General features: G+C 55.3%; 21 protein-coding genes and 1 riboswitch. Of the genes, 6 read left to right on the top strand and 15 right to left on the bottom strand.

The window, feature by feature from the left end; genetic code table 11:
• Both BMX75_RS08320 and BMX75_RS08315 read right to left on the bottom strand, forming a co-directional pair.
• On the bottom strand, positions 1-248 hold a 248-nt coding region (locus tag BMX75_RS08320; protein WP_139197156.1), incomplete at its 3' end, for a transposase.
• Positions 249-392: 144 nt separating this feature from the next.
• On the bottom strand, positions 393-1,013 hold the full coding sequence (locus BMX75_RS08315) for a LysE family translocator (RefSeq protein WP_092827024.1): 621 nt from the start codon (positions 1,011-1,013) through the stop codon (positions 393-395).
• Positions 1,014-1,248: 235 nt separating this feature from the next.
• On the opposite strand from BMX75_RS08315, the gene BMX75_RS08310 reads away from it, so the two are divergent.
• The 3 genes from BMX75_RS08310 to thiC all read left to right on the top strand — a co-directional run bounded on the left by BMX75_RS08310 (position 1,249) and on the right by thiC (position 5,139).
• Complete coding sequence (locus BMX75_RS08310) at positions 1,249-2,193, top strand: integron integrase (RefSeq protein WP_092827022.1); 945 nt, start codon at positions 1,249-1,251, stop codon at positions 2,191-2,193.
• 80 nt (positions 2,194-2,273) lie between these two features.
• A riboswitch (TPP riboswitch) is annotated at positions 2,274-2,434 on the top strand.
• Between the two features lie 85 nt (positions 2,435-2,519).
• Positions 2,520-3,203 carry a thiaminase II gene (tenA, locus tag BMX75_RS08305; protein WP_092827020.1) on the top strand — a complete coding sequence of 228 codons (684 nt, stop codon included), beginning with the start codon at positions 2,520-2,522 and terminating at the stop codon, positions 3,201-3,203.
• A 31-nt stretch (positions 3,204-3,234) separates the two neighbouring features.
• The gene (gene thiC / locus BMX75_RS08300; protein WP_092827018.1) at positions 3,235-5,139 is read left to right on the top strand and encodes a phosphomethylpyrimidine synthase ThiC; all 1,905 of its coding nucleotides are present in this window, start codon (positions 3,235-3,237) and stop codon (positions 5,137-5,139) included.
• 73 nt (positions 5,140-5,212) lie between these two features.
• On the opposite strand, the gene BMX75_RS08295 is transcribed toward thiC, so the two are convergent.
• Together BMX75_RS08295 and BMX75_RS08290 are read right to left on the bottom strand one after the other, a co-directional pair.
• Complete coding sequence (locus tag BMX75_RS08295) at positions 5,213-6,421, bottom strand: MFS transporter (RefSeq protein ID WP_245748446.1); 1,209 nt, start codon at positions 6,419-6,421, stop codon at positions 5,213-5,215.
• Between the two features lie 99 nt (positions 6,422-6,520).
• The gene (locus BMX75_RS08290) at positions 6,521-7,123 is read right to left on the bottom strand and encodes a TetR/AcrR family transcriptional regulator (RefSeq protein ID WP_092827014.1); all 603 of its coding nucleotides are present in this window, start codon (positions 7,121-7,123) and stop codon (positions 6,521-6,523) included.
• Between the two features lie 234 nt (positions 7,124-7,357).
• Between BMX75_RS08290 and BMX75_RS08285 the strand changes: the two genes are divergently transcribed.
• Positions 7,358-9,028: a hypothetical protein gene (locus BMX75_RS08285; protein ID WP_092827012.1), complete on the top strand. Its 1,671-nt coding sequence runs from the start codon at positions 7,358-7,360 to the stop codon at positions 9,026-9,028.
• Between the two features lie 110 nt (positions 9,029-9,138).
• Here BMX75_RS08285 and BMX75_RS08280 read toward each other — a convergent pair whose 3' ends face one another.
• The 8 genes from BMX75_RS08280 to BMX75_RS08245 all read right to left on the bottom strand — a co-directional run bounded on the left by BMX75_RS08280 (position 9,139) and on the right by BMX75_RS08245 (position 15,984).
• Complete coding sequence (locus tag BMX75_RS08280; RefSeq protein ID WP_092827010.1) at positions 9,139-10,218, bottom strand: NAD(P)-dependent alcohol dehydrogenase; 1,080 nt, start codon at positions 10,216-10,218, stop codon at positions 9,139-9,141.
• Positions 10,219-10,361: 143 nt separating this feature from the next.
• Complete coding sequence (locus BMX75_RS08275) at positions 10,362-10,547, bottom strand: CsbD family protein (RefSeq protein ID WP_092827008.1); 186 nt, start codon at positions 10,545-10,547, stop codon at positions 10,362-10,364.
• Positions 10,548-10,658: 111 nt separating this feature from the next.
• Positions 10,659-11,075: an HlyD family secretion protein gene (locus tag BMX75_RS18360; protein WP_092827006.1), complete on the bottom strand. Its 417-nt coding sequence runs from the start codon at positions 11,073-11,075 to the stop codon at positions 10,659-10,661.
• A gap of 126 nt (positions 11,076-11,201) precedes the next feature.
• On the bottom strand, positions 11,202-12,527 hold the full coding sequence (locus tag BMX75_RS08265; protein ID WP_092827004.1) for a TRAP transporter large permease: 1,326 nt from the start codon (positions 12,525-12,527) through the stop codon (positions 11,202-11,204).
• Complete coding sequence (locus BMX75_RS08260) at positions 12,524-13,039, bottom strand: TRAP transporter small permease subunit (protein ID WP_092827002.1); 516 nt, start codon at positions 13,037-13,039, stop codon at positions 12,524-12,526. The genes BMX75_RS08265 and BMX75_RS08260 overlap by 4 nt, the downstream gene beginning before the upstream one ends.
• An 84-nt stretch (positions 13,040-13,123) precedes the next feature.
• A complete protein-coding gene (locus BMX75_RS08255) occupies positions 13,124-14,176 on the bottom strand; it encodes a type 2 periplasmic-binding domain-containing protein (RefSeq protein ID WP_092827000.1) in 1,053 nt (350 codons plus the stop codon).
• Between the two features lie 301 nt (positions 14,177-14,477).
• Positions 14,478-14,987: a porin family protein gene (locus BMX75_RS08250; protein WP_092826998.1), complete on the bottom strand. Its 510-nt coding sequence runs from the start codon at positions 14,985-14,987 to the stop codon at positions 14,478-14,480.
• A 76-nt stretch (positions 14,988-15,063) separates the two neighbouring features.
• Entirely contained in the window at positions 15,064-15,984 is a 921-nt protein-coding gene (locus tag BMX75_RS08245) for an EamA family transporter (protein ID WP_092826996.1), read from the bottom strand.
• A 168-nt stretch (positions 15,985-16,152) separates the two neighbouring features.
• Here BMX75_RS08245 and BMX75_RS08240 point away from each other — a divergent pair, with 168 nt between their 5' ends.
• Positions 16,153-17,337: an acetate/propionate family kinase gene (locus tag BMX75_RS08240; RefSeq protein ID WP_092826994.1), complete on the top strand. Its 1,185-nt coding sequence runs from the start codon at positions 16,153-16,155 to the stop codon at positions 17,335-17,337.
• The gene (gene pta / locus BMX75_RS08235) at positions 17,334-19,517 is read left to right on the top strand and encodes a phosphate acetyltransferase (protein ID WP_092826992.1); all 2,184 of its coding nucleotides are present in this window, start codon (positions 17,334-17,336) and stop codon (positions 19,515-19,517) included. Before BMX75_RS08240 ends, pta begins: the two co-directional genes overlap by 4 nt.
• An 89-nt stretch (positions 19,518-19,606) precedes the next feature.
• On the opposite strand, the gene BMX75_RS08230 is transcribed toward pta, so the two are convergent.
• The 3 genes from BMX75_RS08230 to cyoD all read right to left on the bottom strand — a co-directional run bounded on the left by BMX75_RS08230 (position 19,607) and on the right by cyoD (position 21,546).
• Positions 19,607-20,212 carry a Yip1 family protein gene (locus BMX75_RS08230; protein ID WP_092826990.1) on the bottom strand — a complete coding sequence of 202 codons (606 nt, stop codon included), beginning with the start codon at positions 20,210-20,212 and terminating at the stop codon, positions 19,607-19,609.
• A 117-nt stretch (positions 20,213-20,329) separates the two neighbouring features.
• Positions 20,330-21,223: a heme o synthase gene (cyoE, locus tag BMX75_RS08225; RefSeq protein WP_092826988.1), complete on the bottom strand. Its 894-nt coding sequence runs from the start codon at positions 21,221-21,223 to the stop codon at positions 20,330-20,332.
• Between the two features lie 5 nt (positions 21,224-21,228).
• Positions 21,229-21,546, bottom strand: a complete 318-nt coding sequence (gene cyoD / locus BMX75_RS08220) for a cytochrome o ubiquinol oxidase subunit IV (protein ID WP_092826986.1) — start codon at positions 21,544-21,546, stop codon at positions 21,229-21,231.
• Position 21,547: the final 1 nt, after the last annotated feature.

Below are 21,547 nucleotides of genomic sequence, written 5' to 3'. Positions count from 1 at the left end.
TGCATCTCGCGGCTGGAGGTGATGCCTTTTGAGTAAGCAAACAGGATGATCTTCAACAAGATGGCCGGATCATAGGCCAGCCGACCGGTCGCGTCGTTTCGATACTTGGGATGGAAAACGGATAAATCGAGCTTGTGCTCGATCAGGTAGTGTACGGCGTGTTCGAAGGTGCCTGGCTGGAGCTGATCTTGGTAATTGATCACCACCATGGCGTTCTGATCGTAGTTATAAGCCTTGAAGCGCGGCATGCTGACCACTCCTCGTCTGTTTCCTCGATCCTATCAAAACTTAGGGGCCAGCGGGGTTTTTCTACAGCCTCAACGCCCGCAATAAACGGCGCGAGGAACGAGCGTCCGGCGACCGTAGGGAGCGAATTTAATTGCTTTGTTAGTTCATTCACGACGAGCCAATAAAAGCCCAACCCCAGCACTACCAAGTAGTCCGGCACAAATTCGATTAAACAGACGGCGCATAGAAGGGCGGGAGAACCAATGGCGCAATGCTTTACCAAAGAATGCGTACCCAGCTATTGCTACCCACTCAAGCATTAAAAATAGCACACCTAGAATCAAAAACTGGTATCCAACCGACCCTGCTGGATCAACAAACTGAGGCAGGAAAGCCGTAAAAATCAAGATGGCTTTGGGATTCCCAGCCGCCAGCAAGAATTCCTGTCTCGCCAGTTGAAAAAGGTTTTTTCCTCCCAGCGTCTCGTTACTGCCCTCAGTTGGATCTGCGACCCATAACTGGTAGGCCAACCAAAGTAGATAGACTCCTCCAGCAACCTTTATGGCGAGAAATAATTTTTCCGACGTATACAACACTGTTGCCAGACCTGTAGCAGCCAGCGTGATCATACCTACAAATGCGACCAACCGACCAATGCCAGCATAGCAAGCAGTCCTGACGCTATAACGCTTTGCATTCGCCATCGAAAGAAGGTTATTGGGCCCAGGTGCCATGTTCAATGCAAAGCATGCTGGTATGAATAGCAAAATAGTCATTAGCGACATAGTTGGCTCTCCTTATTGAACTAACAGTGATTCTACACCCAGCTACAAAACCTCAATGAACGCGACGGCACATTCATTGGGATTTTGCAGCCAACCATTTTGACTCTACCCCATTGATTCCCTTGAGAGCAAAGCAAAATTTGGCTGCATAGCCAAAATTCGCATGCTTGCGCGATTTGCTGTTTTCAATAATACTGTATATAAAATCAGTTAAAAAGCCATATGGGTGCAATCAATGAAACTGATGGAGAGGGTGAAAGCTGCTCTCAGAGTCAAGCGTTATAGCCTTCGCACTGAGAAAACCTATTGCTACTGGATTCGCTTTTTCATTCGTTTTCACAGAATGCGGCATCCTGCCACCATGGCGTGCAATGAAGTGCGGCAATTTTTAGAATATCTCGCGATAGAGAGGCGTGTTGCTGCGGCAACACAAAACCAGGCACTCAACGCTATCGTATTTCTTTATCGCCACGTTCTAGATCAACCGCTGGGTGAGATTGGTAATTTTAGCCGGGCTAAGCGCCCTGAGCGCTTGCCTGTCGTGCTTTCCCACCAGGAGGTTATGGGTGTGTTTGAGCACCTATCCGGCTCCATGCTCCTGATTGCATCGCTGATGTACGGCTCTGGGTTAAGAGTCTCCGAAGCTTGCCGGTTACGCGTAAAAGATATCGATTTTGCGCGTCACGTCATTACTGTCCGTGCGGGCAAAGGCAATAAAGACCGCACCACGCTATTGCCGCCTTCTTGCGAGGAAGCATTAAGCACCCATATTAAGGTGGCAGAGCAACAGCTTGCGGCCCGCATTGAAACCAACGCCATTCCGGTATCACTGCCCTACGCGCTGGATCAAAAATATCCGAATGCGGGCATTTCCCTCGCATGGCAATGGCTTTTTCCTTCATCCAAGCCCTGTTTCGATGACGACAACCGGATAGTGCTACACCACATCCATACGTCTGCCGTACAAAAAGCCGTTAAATATGCCATGCGATCTTCTTCTCTGACGCGACCAGGGTCGTGCCATTCTTTACGGCATAGCTTCGCGACTCAGTTACTTAGCCAAGGCACCGATATTCGTACAGTTCAAGAATTATTGGGCCATAAAAGCATCGAAACCACTCAAATATACACCCATGTGCTGGGTAACGGCTTTGCGGGTGTTAGAAGCCCATTAGGTTAGTGACGTAGGTAGCAAAGCTATCAAACGATCACAACAGCCCCCTTGCATCTCCCCCACCCGCCTCCTACACTCCACCAACGAACAGCTTGACGGGGTGCCGGTGAAATCCGGCTGAGATGGCGCAGGGTGAGCATTTTTTGCTGCCAAGCGCTGGTCCCGCTGAACCTGATCCGGCTAATGCGCTGCTGCTCACATAACGAGCGGCGCGGGTACCGGCGTAGGGATCAAGCGATGGCCATGGCTAGCTCTCATGATCGCACGCCACCTTTCCGGGCCATTTCCTCGATCTCTCGCCTGCCCTCCGGATCATTACTACCGGAGGCATCATGGGCTACCGCTTTACCGATCTCACCACCGCCTGCCACAACGATTGGCGCGCCTATATTGAGCACGATTTTGTGCGCCAGTTGGGCAGTGCCACGCTTCCTGAAGCGTCATTTCGCCACTACCTGAAGCAGGACTACCTGTTTTTAATTCACTTCGCCCGCGCCTACGCGCTGGCCGCTTATAAAAGCCCCACCCTTGCCGATCTTCGCCAGGCCCATGAAGGCTTAAAAGCCATTGTGGATGTGGAGTTGGGCCTGCACGTGGGCTTTTGCCAAGAGTGGGGGATTTCCGAACAGGAGTTGGAGGCGCTTCCCGAAGCCAGGGCGACGCTCGCCTACACCCGCTATGTATTGGATACCGGCAGCCGCGGCGACCTGCTGGATCTGCATGTGGCGCTGGCCCCCTGCCTGGTGGGCTACGGCGAGATCGCCAACTGGCTAAACGCCCAGCCTTCTACGCTGCGTGGCGAGCAAAACCCCTTTGACGCCTGGATCGCCATGTACGAAGGCGACGAGTTTCAGGCCGCCATGCACGCAGAGCTTGAATGGCTCAATAACCGCCTGGCCGACGTTACCCCTGCCCGCTTTGCTGAACTCAGCAAAATTTTCCGCGATGCCACCCGCCTGGAAATCGACTTCTGGCAGATGGGGTTAGCGCTAATAGACCAAGACCTGACAGCTTAATGCAGCACCACAACAACCTATGGAGACCGTAATGACTAAGTCCGTCAACAATAGAACCAGTCACTTTTTAGCCGAAACCGCCCAGGTCGATGCCGCCGCCATTCAGCCGCTGCCCGGCTCGCGTAAAGTGTATGTCGAAGGCTCGCGGCCGGATATCCGCGTGCCGTTCCGGGAAATTTCGCTATCGCCGACCAAAACCACCGGCATTGATGAAGAGAACCCGCCGCTGCTGGTGTACGACACCTCCGGCCCCTATACCGACCCCGACGCTAACAATGACCTGCGCCGCGGCCTGCCGGAACTTCGCCGGGCCTGGATTGAAGAGCGCGACGACACCGAATTTCTATCAGGCCCTACGTCGGAATACGGCAACCGCCGCGCCAACGACCCGACCCTTGCCCAGCTGCGCTTTGATTTAACCCGCACCCCGCGCCGGGCCAAGTCGGGTAAAAACGTCACTCAGCTCTACTACGCGCGCCAGGGGATTATCACGCCGGAAATGGAGTTTATTGCCATCCGCGAAAACCAGCGCCGCCAGGCGTTAGGGTCTGAAGAAGTGGAGCGCATTCTGGGCCACCAGCATAAAGGCCAGAGCTTTGGCGCCAGCCTGCCGGAAGAGATCACGCCGGAGTTCGTGCGCGACGAAGTCGCCCGCGGTCGGGCGATTATTCCCAATAATATCAACCACCCGGAAAGCGAGCCGATGATTATTGGCCGTAACTTCCTGGTCAAGATCAACGGCAATCTGGGTAACTCCGCGGTGACGTCTTCCATTGAAGAAGAGGTGGACAAGATGACCTGGGGCATCCGCTGGGGTGCCGATACCATCATGGATCTTTCTACCGGGCAGAACATCCACGAAACCCGCGAGTGGATTCTGCGTAACTCGCCGGTGCCGATTGGTACGGTGCCTATCTATCAGGCGCTGGAAAAGGTCAAAGGCGTGGCCGAAGACCTCACCTGGGAAGTGTTCCGCGATACGCTGATCGAGCAGGCCGAACAGGGCGTGGACTACTTCACCATTCATGCGGGCGTACTGCTGCGCTATGTACCGCTCACCGCCAAGCGAGTGACCGGCATTGTTAGCCGCGGCGGCTCGATCATGGCCAAGTGGTGTTTGTACCACCACCAGGAGAGCTTCCTGTACACCCATTTTGAGGAGATCTGCGAGATATGCAAGCAGTACGATGTGGCGTTCTCCCTCGGCGATGGCCTGCGCCCCGGCTCGGTGGCGGATGCCAACGACGAAGCGCAGATGGCGGAGCTCAAGACCCTCGGCGAGCTGACCCATATCGCCTGGAAGCACGATGTGCAGGTGATGATCGAAGGCCCCGGCCACGTGCCCATGCATCTGGTGAAAGAAAACATGGACAAGCAGCTGGAGTACTGCGACGAGGCGCCCTTCTATACCCTCGGCCCGCTGGTCACCGATATCGCCCCCGGCTACGACCACATTACCTCGGGCATTGGGGCGGCAATGATTGGTTGGTTTGGCTGCGCCATGCTCTGCTACGTGACACCTAAGGAGCATTTGGGGCTGCCCAATAAAGACGACGTCAAGACCGGCATCATCACCTACAAGATTGCCGCCCACGCAGCGGACTTGGCCAAAGGCCACCCGGCGGCACAGCGGCGGGATAATGCCCTCTCCAAGGCGCGCTTCGAGTTCCGCTGGGAAGACCAGTTCAACCTGGGGCTGGACCCGGACACCGCCCGGGAGTACCACGACGAGACCCTGCCCAAGGACTCCGCCAAGGTGGCCCATTTCTGCTCCATGTGCGGGCCGAAGTTCTGCTCCATGAAGATCAGCCACGAAGTGCGCGAGTACGCTGCCGAACACGGCTTAGACGGCGATCAGGAAGCCATCATGAAAGGCATGGAAGAGCAGGCGGAGAAGTTTCGCCAGAAAGGCAGCGAGCTGTACCAGGAAGTGTGACATGTGGCTTTAACGATCAGTGCCCGCCAATAAGGCGGGCACTTAAGAAGCGTCATTTAACGCAAGCTTTGGCTCACATACGCCATACGTCCTGAGTGGGCAGTAGCAGTATGATCCCGAGACAGCATACGGCAGTCACCTGGAACACGCCTGTCATTTGCCAAAGCTCTGCACCTACACCAGCCAGGGTGGGCGATATCAGTTGACCAGCGGAAATCAGAAAGAACGTTAAACCAAACCCTGTAGAGGGGGCTTCAGGAAAACAACTGACACTCCAGATGCCATACAGGGCAGTGATCAGTATAAAGGTAGCGCCAAACACTACTGCTGACAGGGTGATCATCAGCAGCCCGTCACTCGCAATGGTAAGTATCGCCATTGAGGTGGCAATGGCTAACGTTGCCCACTTCAAGACCTTAACCAGCCCAAAACGGGTTACCAGTTCGCCTGCCAGCCCACCGGCTACACCGGCAATACCCACTACCATCCAGAATATCACTCGATCTGTCGCAGAAAGCCGATTTTCTCCTGCAATCAATTCAACAGAAAACGTCCAGTAAACAGACGTTACCAGTCCGAACAACAGCGCGCCCAAGAGTAAACGGCGAACCGAAGCATTTTTCAACTTGCGCCTCAGCAGCGCCAATATCGGCTCCTGGTAAGCGCTCAATATAACTGAGTCTGCATCATCATTCGCCGTTTCACGCCTCTCGCCCGGCATGATCAACACGTTCCATAGCGTGGCCATCAGTGCGATAAACGCAAAGCATAACCAAGCCAATTGCCAACGAGGCCCCGCGAAGAGCGCCAGGGGGCCAGATACCATCACCCCAAAGCTGGTGCCCGAATTAATGATGGCATAGTAGCGACTCTGCTTGTCAGCGTGACACAACTGCTTGATGGCATCGGATAGCGGTGGATAAGCGAGGCCTGGACTACAACCGGCGAGCGTCACACCCAGTGCTAACCACAACGGGTTACCCGCCAGGCCGACCAGCAACATCCCCAGCGTTGCTGTCATTCCGCCCACGATAATCGGCAGACGAGGGCTGAAACGGCGCACCAGTAGTGGGCTGGCAAGGGTTGCCACTAGATAACCCAAGTAGGACGCACTGCCAATCGCGCCTACTGTTGCTTGATCCAAATTAAAATCATGTCTAATAGCAGGCACAAACAGTCCATAGGTATAGCGCGACAGTCCGAAAGTAGACGCCACTATCAAAAGACCTGCGCCAACGACATTAAAGGCGGAGTTGCGTTTAAAAGCGACGGGGAAGTACATGGTTTCAGGCCTATCCATTTTGTCGCGCTAATTGCTTGAATTCAGGATTGAAAGTCAGCCACTTGGGCGTCGCTTAACAAGAGCATGATAACCACATCATTAGATTGCCTCCCCGCGGGATTGGGGAAGCATTTTAAGCGAGGTATTCAACGCAGAATCGATGGGCCAAACGTGCATAACATTCTGCGCCTGGATGATGGCGCCATCGAAAAGTAAGTAGATGGCGTTAACCAACTCACCAAAGTCATCTGGTTTCATCACCGGTCGGTAGTCACTCAGCACATCAGTGGCAACGATTTGCCTTACACGCTCCTTGTGGTCACGCACAAGCGCTCTAATCTGGCTTTCCTCATCACTGAACTCCCCTGCCATATTGATAAAACCACAGCCCCGATAGCCCTCTTCGCGGATCTGGTCGTACCACATGGAATACATGCCGGTGACACGCTTATCAGCCGATTCATGCTGGGCAATACGTTCCTTGAATTGCATTAACCATCGCTCTTCACGTTGTCCCAGCCAAGCAAGCGCAAGTAATTCCTTGCTAGAAAAATGGCTATAAAAGCTCGCCTTGGCGACGCCCGATTCGCTAATAATTTGGTTAATACCCGTCGAGCAATACCCTTGGCGAAAAAACAACCGGCTGGCCGTTTCAATAATTCGCTCGCGAGGTTTGGAGATCGAAGATGGGTCAAGCGTCATGATAAAAAACTACCATACAGACAAGTCTGTCTATTAATTTAGCGACGAACCTTTACCCCGTCAAGGTCTAAAAGCGATCAGGGTTAGCGCAAATAGCCATTTTCCTAATTGGCTCTAAAAATCTTTTCTTAAGCAGAGACTAATTATACATCGATAATGTATGATTCTCATTTGCATGACTTTCAATGCACGATGCTCACTTTAAAACCAACACCCACGAGGAACGGATACCCGATGAAAACCCAACTTTCCCTGGCGGTTACCCTGGTCAGCGCAGGCCTGCTTAGCGGCTGCAGCGATGACAACGCATCAACCGAAGCAGCGACGATGCTGAGTTATATTCCGGCTGATTCTCCTTACTTCATGGCCTCCAGTGAGGCAATGCCCGAGCAGGAAGCCTTTGATCTCTATCAGCGCTTGCAGCCCATGGCGAGCCTTGAGTCTGACCTGGATGAACTGCGCGCGACGCTGCCCGATATTGACGATGAAGCGTCGCGGTCAATGATGAAGCTGCTGATCGCCATGGGTGAAGAGCTCGACGGTGTTGAGTCACTGGATGATTTCCATGCGCTGGGCCTGAAGGTGAGCCCTCGCGCCGCCTTGTATGGACTGGGTATCTTGCCTGTATTGCGCATGCAGCTGCAGGATGAAGAGGCCTTTCGCGAAACGCTTCAGCGCATCCTGACCAAGGCGGAGATCACCCCCAGCACGGCCACCACCAACGGCACCGAGTACTGGATCCTGACGCCCGAGGCGCCCGTCCAGGCGATCCTCGTCATTGCAGATCAGCAGCTGCTGATGTCGGTAGTACCGCAGGATGCCAGCGATGAGTTGCTTGCGCAGGTACTGGGTAGCGATTTGCCTGACAGCAACCTCGAAGATTCTGGCGCGCTGGCAGCGCTTGAGCAGCGCCATGACTTTACCCCTTACGGTGCCGGGGAAGTCGACTTTTCACGCCTGCTTAATGAGCTCAGCTCTCCTTCCCATGCAGGTACTCAGGCATTGATGGACGCCGTTGAGGCAGAGCAGCTGGATCTATCGGCCTGCCAAGCCGATATTGACCGCCTCACCAGCCGCTTCCCCGGCCTTCTACTGGGCATGCGCGAATACAATCAAGACCGCATGGAGATGAATGTCATCCTGGAAACCGATGAATCGATTGTCACTGACCTGCGCGCTCTGACCACTCAGGTGCCAGGTCTTGGCAGCACGGAGGGTATGGCCAGTTTCGGAATGGGCCTGAACTTACCCTTACTGCTTCAGACAGCCCAGAGATATGCCCAGGAAGTGCGTCAGAACCCCTTCAGCTGTGATGAGCTGCAGGATTTGAATAGCGCCTGGAGAGACATCAACACGGCGATGAACAACCCGGCCACCATGATGATCGGGTCAGCGCTATCCGGCTTGAGAGCGCGCATCGACAGCCTGACAATGACCGATGGCGAACCCAGCGGCAGCGGCATCCTGACCCTTGCCTCCCCAAACCCTATGGGGCTGGTGACGACCGCAGGCGCCTTCATGCCTGAACTCGGGGCGCTTGAACTTGAACCAGGCGGAGAGGCCAAGCAAATCGAAAGCATGATGCTGCCGCCAGAGACACCGACGCTCCATGCCGCCATGTCTGACACGGCCATTGCCCTGGGCGCAGACATCAGCGATCCGGCGTCACTGCAGGAAGCCCTGCAAGCCCCTGCGTCAGAGCGTGACCTACTGCTTCATGGTCATCTGACCGGCGAGTTTTATCATTCCCTGGCCGATGTCATGGAGCAGGTGCCTTCCGATGAGCTGGAAGCGTCCGATATTGAAATGTTCAGGCAGTATGCGGATATCTACAAGAACATGGAGTACTGGTTCAGAGTGGACGATGCAGGCGTTGAAATGAGTTTCTCGCTGGAACTGGACTGATACCTGGCGGCTATTGCCACCTGCAAAAAAACCCGCTAACGGCTGTTGTATAAGTCACCGTTAGCGGGTTTTCCGTTGTAGGCCTCGTTGCTGAATATGGCGACTGAAAATCAGGAAACCTCGAGCGCTACTTTCAAGACGCCGTCGCACTGGTGGGAGAACAGGTCGTAGGCTTCGACGATGTTCTCCAGCGCGTAGCGGTGGGTGACCATGGGGCCCAGATCCAGGCGGCCAGCGGCGATGATGCTCATCAGCCGACGCATGCGCTCTTTGCCACCCGGGCACAGGGAGATAATGATCTTGTGGTCACCAAGCCCCGCACAAAACGCCCCTAACGGAACCGTCAGGTCTTCGGAGTAGACGCCAAGGCTGGAGAGCGTACCACCGGGTTTTAACACCCGAAAAGCCGACTCGAACGTCTGCTGCAGGCCGAGCGCTTCAATGGCGCAGTCGACCCCACGCCCACCGGTGAGCTTGAGGATTTCATCCACCACGTCGACCTTGCGAAAGTCCAGCGTCACGTCGGCGCCCATCTGCTTGGCCATGGTCAAACGCTCATCCACGCCGTCAACGGCGATGATCATGCCCGCCCCGCGCAGCCTTGCACCGGCCGTCGCGCAAAGGCCGATCGGCCCCTGAGCAAACACCACCACGGTGTCGCCAATCTTGATCCCTCCGGCTTCGGCACCGGCAAACCCGGTGGACATGATGTCGGGGCACATCAGTACCTGCTCATCGGTCAGGCCATCCGGCACCGGCGAGAGATTGGCCTGGGCATCCGGTACCAACAGGTACTCCGCCTGGGCGCCGTCGATGGTGTTACCGAAACGCCAGCCGCCCATGGGTTTGTAGCCGTGGCTGTGGTGGCCGCCATCCTGGGAAGAGCAGCCATCCTGGCAGCCGTAAGAGGTAAAGCTCGGGCAGATCGCCCCAGCGATCACTCGCTGGCCTTCCTGGTACCCCTGGACGTTGGCACCCAGTTTCTCGATGACACCCACGGGCTCGTGACCAATCGTCAGGCCACGCTCCACCGGGTACTCGCCTTTCAGGATATGCACATCGGTGCCGCAGATGGTCGTGGTGGTCACGCGCATCAAGGCATCGTTGGGGCCAATATCGGGGATCGGTTTGTCGTCAATTTCAATACGGCCAGGTTCAACAAAAATGGCCGCTTTCATCATGGTCGGCATGGGACGTCTCCTCGGTCGGAAAGTCGAATCACCTGACCATTACGGCACACAAGACGACGCGCCATATTGCGCTGGATCAAACTTACCGCGCTTAAACGCCAACAGGGAGCCGAAGCCCCCTGTTGGTCGTCAGTATCATGTGGCTAGCGTTGTTTTTTCTGATTCTCCCTCAAATGACCTACGCCTTTCTGCATGCCGCCCTTTGCCTGTTGGGCTTTGCCTTTGGCTTCGGTTTTGCCGCTTCCGGTCACCTTGCCCGCCGCTTCTTTCAGTTTACCGACGGTCTGATTGGAAGCCCCTTTCGCCTTGTCTTTTTTGCCACTTGCCATGATGAACACCTCTAGTCCGTTAGTGGAGAATAGTGCTGGAGACAGCGCTGGAGATAGTTCTGGAGATAGTTCTGGAGATAGATCTGGAAACAGCACCTAAAAAGTAAATACTTACTTCGTTCGAGGCGCTGTCATCAGCATAGTCGGTATCTGAAATATCACCGCAATTTCTTTTAGCCTACCGCATCGGGTAAGCGCGTGGGCGACCAGGAATTCAGTGCAACATGCAGGCAGGGGCTTGCATAGATCGTTGCCTGCGTGCCGACTTTTTCGTACAAAATCTAGCTGAAACGACGCTGGGTCCAGGCGGAACAGCCCATCACCTTTAGCCACCTGCTGATGGTCGTCTACCATCACTTCCTTAACAGGCGCGCTCAATTCAGGCGCAATACGCGTCACCGGACGCATCACCCGCGCTTCCGGGGTGATGGGCATAAAACTATCGGCGATGAGAAAATACACAAACAAAAGAATAAAGGCAGCAACCGCTCCCTTTACCCAACGGGCAAAACGTTGTTCGGGGGACATGCAGGACTCATTAGCGTATTAATGACAGCATTAGCTTATCATTTAATTAGCTCGCTAAAAATGTTGATAATATAGCAGCCAACAAAAACGCCGCCCCAGGGCGGCATGATGGTGAACATAACTGACTTACCAGGAAGGACCGCTCATCGCCTCAGGAAGCCAGAGCGCAATTGCCGGGAAAGCAAGTACTAACGCCAGAACAACCAGTTGCGCGATGATAAAAGGCACAACCCCTTTGTACATATGCTTGAGCGTGACCTCCGGCGGTGTAATGGCTCGCAAATAGAAAATCGCGGGTGCCAAAGGCGGCGTCAAATAGCTGGTTTGCAATACCACCAGGAAGGCAACACAAAACCAGATTTCGTCAAAGCCCAACATTCTCACAATGGGCATCGCCACTGGAATGATGATAAGCACGACTGAAATCAAGTCGAGGACAAAACCAGCAATAAACGCAATCAGTAGAATAAGCCCCAAGATCATCCATGGGTTTAAACCGGTGTCCATCAGCAATGATTGCACGGTTGCCATGCCGCCAGAGGCGAAAAACACGCCAGCGAACATACTACCGCCCATGACGATCAATAATATCATCGCCGAGATGTTCATCGTTTTAATGGCGGACTGCCATAAAACATCTCGGGTCAAATTGCGGTAGGCAATCGCTAAAATCACCGAGCCTAGCGCACCACAGGCGGCGGCTTCAGTCGGTGTGGCAAGCCCCATCAAAATAGTCCCCAGGACGGTAAAAATCAGCAGCATGGTTGGCAGCAAAGCGACCAACGTTATGCGCATTTTTTCTTGCCAACTGATTTCTGGCTCGTTTTGCTCAACGCGAGGCGCCATTTCCGGCCTGAAATAGGAAACGCCGACGATATAAACCAAAAACATCACGGCCATTAAAAAGCCTGGTATCAACAAACCACTGAAAAGCGACCCAACCGATACGCCGGCCACAGGCCCCAGCACCACAACTGTAATAGAAGGAGGAATAGCGGTACCTAACGAACCGCTTGCGCAAATGGTTCCTGACATGAGGCTTTTACTGTAGTGATGCTTGAGCATCACAGGAATCGCGAGCATACCGATAACGGCTTCTGTGGCACCAACAACACCACTAGAGGCTGCAAACAGAGTCCCCATGATGATCGCACCAACCCCCAAACCACCGGGTAAGCGCCGCGTCCATATATGGATGGCTTCAAATAGGCGTTCAGCAATACCTGAACGCTCTAGCATTGACCCCATAAAGATAAATAATGGGACAGCGGCCAGAATAGAGTTAGATGCCGTATCTTCAATTTTGGTGAGTAGCTGATAAGCTGCCACATCACCGAACTGGATAATACCAAACCCGCTGGCTACCAGGATCATTGAGAACGCAATAGGGAATCCGGCAATGATAAATACCATTAACGCGGGAAACATCAGCAAGGCAAGATAACTGCTCATGAGCCACCCTCCTCAACCTGCTTGTGGCCAAGCGCCGTCTTCACAGACCTGATTAACTCAGCGAGTACCTGTAGTGCCAGAAACAAGAAACCAACAAACCACACTGTGTAGATAGGCCAGACGACCGGGTTCCAGGCGGAGCGCCCTGACCGTTCATTTGTCTCGAACGCTTGGAGGGCGTAGGTAGAAAGCTCCCATACCAGCCAGATAAGTAACGGAAGAAACAGAAAATAACCGACCGCGTTGATAATAGCTTTTACGCGTTCATTGAGTTGCATGGAAACAATATCTACGCTGACATGCTGGCGCACTCGCAAGGCATTCGACATGCCCAGCATAAAGATTGCCCCCATTACCATATAACTAATTTCAAATGCCCATAAGGTTGGACGCCCCATCAGATAGCGACTGAAAACTTCAAACACCAAAGCCCCTATCAAGGGAAATACCAAAACAGCGCCTAGTCGCCCCGACCATCGGGTTACTGATTCAATCGCGTTTATAAGCTTCATGATGGGTATCCATTGATCCGAAAAACAGAAAGCATAACCACATGAAAGAGAGGCCTCAGGCCTCTCTTTTACTTAGCGGAGTGTTTATCGTCCCATGGTACCAATCGGCAGGCGATACTCCGGCCAAGCACTCATTGTTTCTTTAAAGCCACGCTGGGATTCCAGTACACGAGCAAACCATTCATTATCTTCGGCGTACTCGTCTTCCCATTTAGCCGTTTCTTCATAAATCGTATCAATAAAGTCTTGATCAAGATGTACGATTTCATTTTCTCCACTAACAAGCTCTTCGTAGGCATCCAGGTCATCGTATGAACTCGCAAGCCAAGACTCAAAGACACTCAGCTTACCCGCTAAGCGAAGGTTATCCTGTTGATCTTCATTAAGGCTGGTCCAAACCTCTTCATTCACCTGGCACTCTAAAAAGCCTCCTGACTGGTGAACCCCCGGAACGATCACGTATTGAGCAACTTCTTGAAAACCAGTGGGACGGTTCATCTCAGGGCTCCCCCACTCGGCCGCATCAATCACCCCACGTTCAAGGGCGCTGTAAATATCACCACCCGACATCACCACTGTCGAAGCACCGAGGCGTGAAGCAATTTCCGACCAGGCCCCTGACGTACGCAACCGCAGTCCCTGGAAATCCTCCAGCGTTTCAACCCGCTTGTTGGAATGGAGGAAAATTTCGGTGCCAAGAATGGCACAAGGGAAGGCCACCACATCGAACATGTCCCGGCGATACTCTTCGTAGAGTTCAACGCCACCCCCTTGGTACATCCACATCATGAACTCTTCGGGTGTTAAGCCACTGGAATGTCCCGCCAGAAGCGCTGTAGTCGGGTCAATGCCATAATCGTAGTTGATATAATTATGGCTAATATCGGCAACACCCGATTTGACGGAATTGGTGACTTTCAGAGCACTGCCGAGCGTTCCCCCAGGAAAAATTTCAATTTCGATTTCCCCGCCTGAAAGATCGTTAACATGGTCGGCAAACATCTGGGCATCGCGCTCAAGCCAAGGCCCACCGCTCCATGGTGTCGCCATGCGCCAGTTAGTTTCAGCAGTAGCAGCGGTAGTCGCCAACCCCGCGCTCAGCCCGATGGCTAATGCAATTTTGCTTTTCCTGTACATGATAATTCCCCTTTTCAAGAAGGTTTTCTGGTTGTTCGCTGGCTGCCTATAATCATTATTGAATTACACACTATCAGTTTGTCGAGCGCGGAATTTGGCTCAAACTCAGAAAAAGTGTGCTCATCCTCAGCAATGCGACGGCCGTAAAGTGGCGTGCTTAAAATCTGTTAACGCCAGCGCAGCCGTACATGAAACATCATCAGCTTCTACCGTATTGACATAAAAAACCCCCATGGCTTGTGAGCCACAGGGGTTTTGAGTGCCTGAATTGATATGACAGGCAGTGTTTAAGGAAGCGGGGTTAGAACCGATAGCGCAGGCCTACGCTGGCCGCATCGAAAGTGTAGGAAGATTTATCCAGATAGCGCATGTAGTCCGCGCCTAGCGATACGTTCGGGGCCACATCCATTTCAGCGCCAGCGCCGTAGGAGAAGTCGCTTTCACGGTCGCTGTCGAAATCAACTTCCGTGAAGCCCGCTAAACCGTATAGCCGGACTTCAGGCGCCACCGGGATGATACCCTTGGCATAAGCACCGGCGAGATGGTCAAGCTCTGCGCCCCCGTCTGAGCCGCCGGTGCCTAGATGCCCTTCAAGCGCAAAGTAGTCGTTGAATTGAGCGCCACCCCGTAGACGCAAGCCAACGTCATCGCGAGAAGAGCCACCGTCTGGATCCAGGCTCCAGAACATCGCGTCACCGCCTACGTATCCTTGTGGGTAGGTGAAAGATTGCTGTGCTTGAGCAGAGGCGGCAAACGTGCCCGCGCCAACCAGGAGTACCGCTGATGTAAGTGATAATATAGATGTCTTCATCGCTTGTACCTCAGTTAAAAAACAGTGTTTCCTTACATCCCTCATTATGGTCGACGATCGTGAAAAACGCAAAGATTTAGCGTCCTCTGGACAGGCTCAACACCACAATCCCGCCCACAACCACGGCCCCACCGACCAACTGACTGGGGCTGAGCATTTGACCCAGGACGAAGTAACCGATCACTAACGAGGCGACGGGTTCGATATTCATCACCGGCGCGTTGCGCGCCATATCCAGCCGTGGCACGAAGATAAACAGTGTCGAGAACGCTGAGCCGTACAACAGGCCCAAGAGCGCTAACCCAAGCCAGCCCTGGTGGGTTTCCGGTAGACTCATCCCCCCGGGCACGATGCCGGAAAGCCCACCGATGATCATGGCGATAAACACGGTCTGCATGGTCAACAGGCTGCGCAGGGTACTGCCCACCCTCGCAAGCCGGTGTTCAGTGGTCCAGAGCGCGCAGGCGAAGGCAAACGCCGCCGTCAGACCAAAACCGATGCCCGCCAGCCAACCCGGCCCCATATCGTCCACGTTGGCATACCAGGCGGGAATATCGAGCACCACCAGCAGGCCGATCAGAATCGTGCCCATGATCAGACAGCTGCGCAGCGTGGGGCGCGGCCCGCCTAACGCCCAACTCAGCAGTGCCAGTTGGATCGGGAAGGTATTCACCAGCAGCAATGCAATTACCACCGGCAAGCGCGCCACGGCGGAGTACAAGCAGACGCTCTGCACCGTGATACAGAGCCCGACCGCAAGCTGCCACGGCCAGGTACCCGGCGGCAGCCAGAGGCGCTTTCTTTGCGCAATGACCAGGCAAACCAGAATCAAACAGGCCACACCTGAGCGGGTCAGCACCGCCAGCAAAAGCCCGGTGCCATTATCGAATGCCAGCCTGGCTGAGACGTGGTTGGCTGCGAACATCGTCGCCACCGTCATTAACAGCAGGATGGCCAAGTGACGGGGTAAAACGGACGGAAGCGAGGGGGATTGCATGTTCGAAGCGGGCTCTTCTTGTGTTGATAAAGGCAGTGATGGTAATACCCAGCATGCCGGGATTTTAGCTAGAAGGCTAACGACATAGATACACTGACCGTCAACCTCCCATAATGTTATACTAACGTCTAATCAACTCCGTTGTCTCTCTTTTGACAGAAGGCCCCTATGAACGCGTCGGTACTGGTCATTAATTGCGGTTCCTCTTCCGTTAAATATGCATTGATTGAGGCGGACCCCAAGGCGCCACGTCTTGATGGCATTGCCGAGCGCTTGGGCAGTGCTGAGGCACAGCTAAAGGGTAACGATAGTGCCGGTGAGCGGTTCATCAAATCACTGCCTGGCGCCGACCATGCCGAAGCCATCAGCGCGATTCTGGATAGCCTGGAGGGCCGACGCCCATCAGCCGTGGGCCACCGCATCGTCCATGGCGGGGAGCATTTCACAGAAGCGGCGCTGATCGACGAGCACGTCATCGCCGCCATTGAAACCACTGCCGCCCTGGCGCCCCTGCATAATCCGGCTAACCTGGTCGGCGTTGCCGCAACTCAGAAAGTCTTTCCATCGCTTCCCCAGGTCGCCGTGTTTGACACCGCCTTTCATCAGACCCTGCCGCCGCGCGCCTATCGCTATGCGCTCCCTGAAACGCTGTACCACGATCACGGCATTCGGCGCTACGGCTTTCACGGCACCAGCCATGCCTTCGTGAGTCAGCGCGCCGGAGAGTTGAGCGATCGGGGGACTGGCGGCTGGCTGACAGCGCACCTGGGCAACGGCTGCTCGACCAGCGCCGTGTGGCAAAATCAAAGCCTGGACACCAGCATGGGGTTAACGCCACTGGAAGGCCTGGTAATGGGGACCCGCAGCGGCGACGTTGACCCTGGCCTTCACGCCCACCTGCACCGCCAGCTTGGCTGGTCGCTGGATGAGATTGACCAGGTATTGAATAAACAAAGCGGGCTACTGGGGCTCTCGGGCCTGACCAACGACATGCGCGAAATTGAAGCGGCGGCCGAAAAAGGCCACACAGGCGCCTCGCTGGCGCTGGAGGTATTCGGTTACCGCATCGCCAAGTCACTGGCCGCGCTGTCTTGCGCGTTGCCCAGGCTCGATGGCGTGGTCTTTACCGGCGGCATCGGCGAAAATTCACCGCTCATTCGCCGCCATGTCATCGGCCTGCTTCCCCACTTTGGGTTCTCCCTGGACGACGCGGCCAACGAAGTCACGATTCGAGGTAAAGAAGGCAGGCTGGATAACGCCGCCCCGAATGGGCCGCAAGTCTGGGTCATCCCCACCGACGAAGAAGGCCGCATCGCCATGGAAACCCGACACTGTTTGGAGGCCTGTGCATGAATACGCCCGCCGACACTCCCCAGGCCATTTTGCTGGTACCCACCAGCGAAGGGGCGGGGTTAACCTCCGCCTGTCTCGGCCTGATTCAGGCGCTGGATACCATTGGCCTAAAAGCGGGCTTCCTAAAACCGTTCATGCAGAACGAGCGAAACGGCCCAGGCCTTGATCGCTCGACGGCGCTGGTGTCACGGGCGCTGAACCAGCGTCCGCCCTCGCCTATTTCCCAAGCCCGCCTGGAGCGTTTGTTGCGCGACGATCAAACCGACGAGCTGATGGAAAACGTCATCGAGCTCTACGACCAGGTCACCCAGCAGGCTTATCGCGACGGCAGCGCACTGGACCTGGTGGTGGTCGAAGGCGTGGTGCCGACTCAGCACACCACCTACGCCACCCAAACCAATGCTCAGCTCGCTCACGCACTCAACGCACGGATCATTCTCGTCGGCACCGGCGACCTGGATGACCCGCAGCGGCTCGCCGAAGAGTTGGACATGCACGCCAGGAGCTTCGGCGGTGTCAGCTCAAGCCGCACCCTGGGCGGCATTTTGATGCGTATGAAAAACTTACCCTATGCCCAGGACGACGATCTTTCTGCAGCGCCCGGTACCTTTAAGCCTCAGCTGGAAGAATCGGTGCTTGCTGAACTCCGGCAGTATTCGCCTGCCCTGGCGACTGACAAGTTTCATCTGATCGGCGTTGTGCCTTTCAGCAACGCCCTCAGCGCACCACGCACCCTGGATGTCGCACGGGCATTGAATGCAACGCTGCTGAACGAAGGCGAGGCCCTGAGCCGCAGGGTGCTTTCCACCAGCCTTTGCGCCCGAAGTGCCGCCAATGCATTGCATATTTTCACGCCGGGCAGCCTGGTGGTGACCTCTGGCGACCGCGACGACGTGATACTGGCCTCGGCTCTTGCCACCATGAACGGCACCCGGTTGGCCGGCGTACTGCTGACCAATGGCTTTATGCCCAACGACAACATGATTGAAATGTGTCGGCCAGCGCTGAAAACTGGCCTGCCGGTGCTCGCCGTCGATACCGACAGCCTGACCACCGCCCAGAACTTGAGCCAGTTGAGCAGCGAAATCCCCATGGATGATTTCGAGCGCGCCGAGCAGGTGGCCCGTTATGTTGCAGCCCATATCGACCTGGAATGGCTCAAGACCCACCTCAGCCGCGGCTACACCCATCGTCTGTCACCCTCGGCGTTTCGCCACCAGCTGGTCAAGCTCGCCCAACACGCCAAGAAACGTATCGTGCTGCCGGAAGGCGACGAGCCACGCACCATCGAAGCGGCGATAATCTGTCAGCGCCGCGGCATCGCCAACTGTGTGCTGCTGGGCAAGCGCGATGACATTGATAACATCGCCCGCAACCGCGGCCTGACGCTGCCCGACGAGCTGACCATCATCGACCCGGAAAGTACCCGGGCGCATTACATCGCGCCCATGGTGGACCGCCGACGCGGCAAGCTCAACGAGTTAACCGCCGAGGCTCAGTTGCAGGACAATGTCGTGCTCGGCACCATGATGCTGCAACTGGGTGAAGTCGATGGCTTGGTATCAGGGGCGGTACACACCACGGCCAACACCGTACGACCCGCGTTTCAACTGATTAAAACCGCGCCAGAATATCACCAGGTCTCATCGATCTTCTTCATGCTGCTGCCCGAGCAGGTCGTGGTCTATGGAGATTGTGCCGTGAACCCGGACCCCGACGCTAAAACCCTGGCCGAGATCGCCCTGCAAAGCGCCCGTTCTGCCGAGGCCTTCGGCATCGATCCACGCGTCGCGATGATCAGCTACTCAACCGGCGACTCCGGTACCGGCGCCGATGTCGACAAGGTACGCGAAGCGACGCGCATTGCCCAACAGCGCGCACCGCACTTGCTCATTGATGGCCCGCTACAATACGATGCGGCCGCGATCGAAAGCGTCGGCAAACAGAAAGCGCCCGACTCACCAGTGGCGGGCAGGGCCACGGTGTTCGTATTCCCGGATCTCAATACCGGCAACACGACTTACAAAGCCGTTCAACGTAGCGCACGGGTGGTCAGCGTTGGCCCCATGCTGCAGGGCCTGAACAAACCGGTGAACGACCTGTCACGCGGCGCGCTGGTCGATGATATCGTATACACCATTGCCCTCACCGCCATTCAGGCCAGTCAGCAACTCACCTGACTCCGCAAGGCAACCTGCCCCCTTACCGTTGACGATAAGGGGGCAGGCGTTTGATGGCTAAAGACATAAAGAAGACAAACCGGCACTGGCTATTGCAGGAGGCCCAAGATTATCCGCTCACCGTAGCCCCACAGCAGTACCGTCGCGGCCAGCAGCATCTCCAGCACCAGCACCCCAATGGCCAGCGTCGCACTGGAGACGATAAACCCCTGCTCATCAGAGATATCCAGGAAGTTGGGGATCCCCACGTAGAGCAGATAACCCGACCAGCAAAGTCCTATCACACCAGCCAGCAGGCAGAGCCATACGATGGGATAAAGCGCCACGACGCCGCTGAGCAGCATGGGGGTCGCGACATAACCCGCAAACTTCACGCAGCGGCGACGATTCGGGGGGTCAACAAAGCGTTGGGCCATCCAGTGGATAACGTTACCCATGAAGAACACGGCCGCCAGAATGACCAGGTAGAACACGATGCCCGCATAAAAGGCGTCCAGCAAATTCAACTGAATGGTGCGCTCAGCGCCGAGCCCCCAGCCAAACTGCGTGGTGCCAATGAAGGAACAAACAACCGGTACGGCGCTTAGAATCAACACGTGATGAGCATAAAGGTGAAACACCGTTTCGTGCTCGTCGTGCATCTGTTTCCATTCGCGCTGAGGATGGGCCATCAAGCCCCAGACGTGTGTCAGCATGGTACGTCTCCTACTGTCCTTTTTATTCTAACCGACGAAATAGTCGATCAAACCCGAATCGGGCTTACAGACAGTATAGACAGGAGCATTGCACTCCTGCCTAATTTCTGACGTACTTCATAGCCAACGGTCTAACAACGGAGGTAACGAAAGCAGGCTGGCATCCAGTGACATGGCAACACTAAGCGCCGTAATGGCCAGAATCGATACGCCGAACACGCGCCTGGCCCAGCGGATGTCATCGCTTCCGTTGTAGCCCTGCACGGCTTGGTAGAGCCAGTAGCTTCCCATGACCAGTGCCACGATCAGGTAGCCAACGCCCGCATAGCCAGCCAGGGCTAATGCCAAGGACGCGGCAATGAACGCCACGATATAGCCCAGGATGTAGCGACGCGCCGAGGCAATACCGCGCACAACCGGTAGAACCGGAATTGAAGCGGCGCGATAATCGTCCATCCGGAAAATAGCAATCGCATAGGAATGCGGCATTTGCCAAAGACAGAAAATCAACAGCAGCGTCAGCGCGCCTGCGTCCAGTTGGTTCGTCACGGCGCAGTAACCCACCACCGGCGGTATTGCGCCCGAAAGACTGCCAACCAAGGTGCCAAACTCTGAGTGGCGCTTCATGTAAAGGCTGTAGGCCCCTACATAGATGGCATAGCCAAAGCCTGCCAGGGCAACGGTCAAACCATTGGTGCCCAGTGCCAACACAGCAAAACCCGCAATACCCAGCAGCGTCGCAAAGCAAAGTGCCGCAAACGGCGTGATGCGGCCCTGAACCAGAGCCCGTGTTCGCGTGCGGCTCATCACCGCATCGATATCACGATCAATCACGTTATTGAAGGCACAGCCCGACGCAATCACCAGCGCCAGGCCCACCACCGCGCTCATAAACAGCAGCAAGTCAAAATCGCCGCGGGCGGCTAAGAAATAGCCGCCCATGACTGAAATGGTATTGCCACCAATGATGCCCGGTTTGGTGAGGGCGAAATAATCGCCCACCTTGACCATAAACGTTATCCCATTTGTAGATTGAGGTGTAGATGTTGCATGATCCACAACGAACCTCCAACAACCAGGCCGAGAATAACCAAGGTGAAGACGAAAGACATGAAATTCCAGCCTTCCTCCTGCTTGGTGTCCATGTGCATGAACATCACGAGCTGCACCAATATCTGGGCAACGGCGGTGATCACGATCGTCCAGACGGTGGCATTCATGCTCAGCGCGCCGCTCATTACCGCAGCGAACGGGATAATGGTCAGCACGATGGACAGAACCAGCCCCGTCACATAGGACTTAACGCTGCCGTGTGCAGTGGGTGAGTCCTTCATA

This window comes from Vreelandella subterranea (genome assembly GCF_900111305.1).
GTDB lineage: Bacteria > Pseudomonadota > Gammaproteobacteria > Pseudomonadales > Halomonadaceae > Vreelandella > Vreelandella subterranea.
The sequence above is the reverse complement of the archived record's forward strand: the minus strand, read 5'-3'. Positions and strand labels throughout refer to the sequence as shown.

What these genes read in the sequence shown, in the direction of transcription:
- BMX75_RS08315 (WP_092827024.1), bottom strand. Translation starts at nt 1,013, where the DNA reads ATGTCGCTAATGACTATTTTGCTATTCATACCAGCATGCTTTGCATTG.
- BMX75_RS08310 (WP_092827022.1), top strand. Translation starts at nt 1,249, where the DNA reads ATGAAACTGATGGAGAGGGTGAAAGCTGCTCTCAGAGTCAAGCGTTAT.
- tenA (WP_092827020.1), top strand. Translation starts at nt 2,520, where the DNA reads ATGGGCTACCGCTTTACCGATCTCACCACCGCCTGCCACAACGATTGG.
- thiC (WP_092827018.1), top strand. Translation starts at nt 3,235, where the DNA reads ATGACTAAGTCCGTCAACAATAGAACCAGTCACTTTTTAGCCGAAACC.
- BMX75_RS08295 (WP_245748446.1), bottom strand. Translation starts at nt 6,421, where the DNA reads ATGTACTTCCCCGTCGCTTTTAAACGCAACTCCGCCTTTAATGTCGTT.
- BMX75_RS08290 (WP_092827014.1), bottom strand. Translation starts at nt 7,123, where the DNA reads ATGACGCTTGACCCATCTTCGATCTCCAAACCTCGCGAGCGAATTATT.
- BMX75_RS08285 (WP_092827012.1), top strand. Translation starts at nt 7,358, where the DNA reads ATGAAAACCCAACTTTCCCTGGCGGTTACCCTGGTCAGCGCAGGCCTG.
- BMX75_RS08280 (WP_092827010.1), bottom strand. Translation starts at nt 10,218, where the DNA reads ATGCCGACCATGATGAAAGCGGCCATTTTTGTTGAACCTGGCCGTATT.
- BMX75_RS08275 (WP_092827008.1), bottom strand. Translation starts at nt 10,547, where the DNA reads ATGGCAAGTGGCAAAAAAGACAAGGCGAAAGGGGCTTCCAATCAGACC.
- BMX75_RS18360 (WP_092827006.1), bottom strand. Translation starts at nt 11,075, where the DNA reads ATGTCCCCCGAACAACGTTTTGCCCGTTGGGTAAAGGGAGCGGTTGCT.
- BMX75_RS08265 (WP_092827004.1), bottom strand. Translation starts at nt 12,527, where the DNA reads ATGAGCAGTTATCTTGCCTTGCTGATGTTTCCCGCGTTAATGGTATTT.
- BMX75_RS08260 (WP_092827002.1), bottom strand. Translation starts at nt 13,039, where the DNA reads ATGAAGCTTATAAACGCGATTGAATCAGTAACCCGATGGTCGGGGCGA.
- BMX75_RS08255 (WP_092827000.1), bottom strand. Translation starts at nt 14,176, where the DNA reads ATGTACAGGAAAAGCAAAATTGCATTAGCCATCGGGCTGAGCGCGGGG.
- BMX75_RS08250 (WP_092826998.1), bottom strand. Translation starts at nt 14,987, where the DNA reads ATGAAGACATCTATATTATCACTTACATCAGCGGTACTCCTGGTTGGC.
- BMX75_RS08245 (WP_092826996.1), bottom strand. Translation starts at nt 15,984, where the DNA reads ATGCAATCCCCCTCGCTTCCGTCCGTTTTACCCCGTCACTTGGCCATC.
- BMX75_RS08240 (WP_092826994.1), top strand. Translation starts at nt 16,153, where the DNA reads ATGAACGCGTCGGTACTGGTCATTAATTGCGGTTCCTCTTCCGTTAAA.
- pta (WP_092826992.1), top strand. Translation starts at nt 17,334, where the DNA reads ATGAATACGCCCGCCGACACTCCCCAGGCCATTTTGCTGGTACCCACC.
- BMX75_RS08230 (WP_092826990.1), bottom strand. Translation starts at nt 20,212, where the DNA reads ATGCTGACACACGTCTGGGGCTTGATGGCCCATCCTCAGCGCGAATGG.
- cyoE (WP_092826988.1), bottom strand. Translation starts at nt 21,223, where the DNA reads ATGGTCAAGGTGGGCGATTATTTCGCCCTCACCAAACCGGGCATCATT.
- cyoD (WP_092826986.1), bottom strand. Translation starts at nt 21,546, where the DNA reads ATGAAGGACTCACCCACTGCACACGGCAGCGTTAAGTCCTATGTGACG.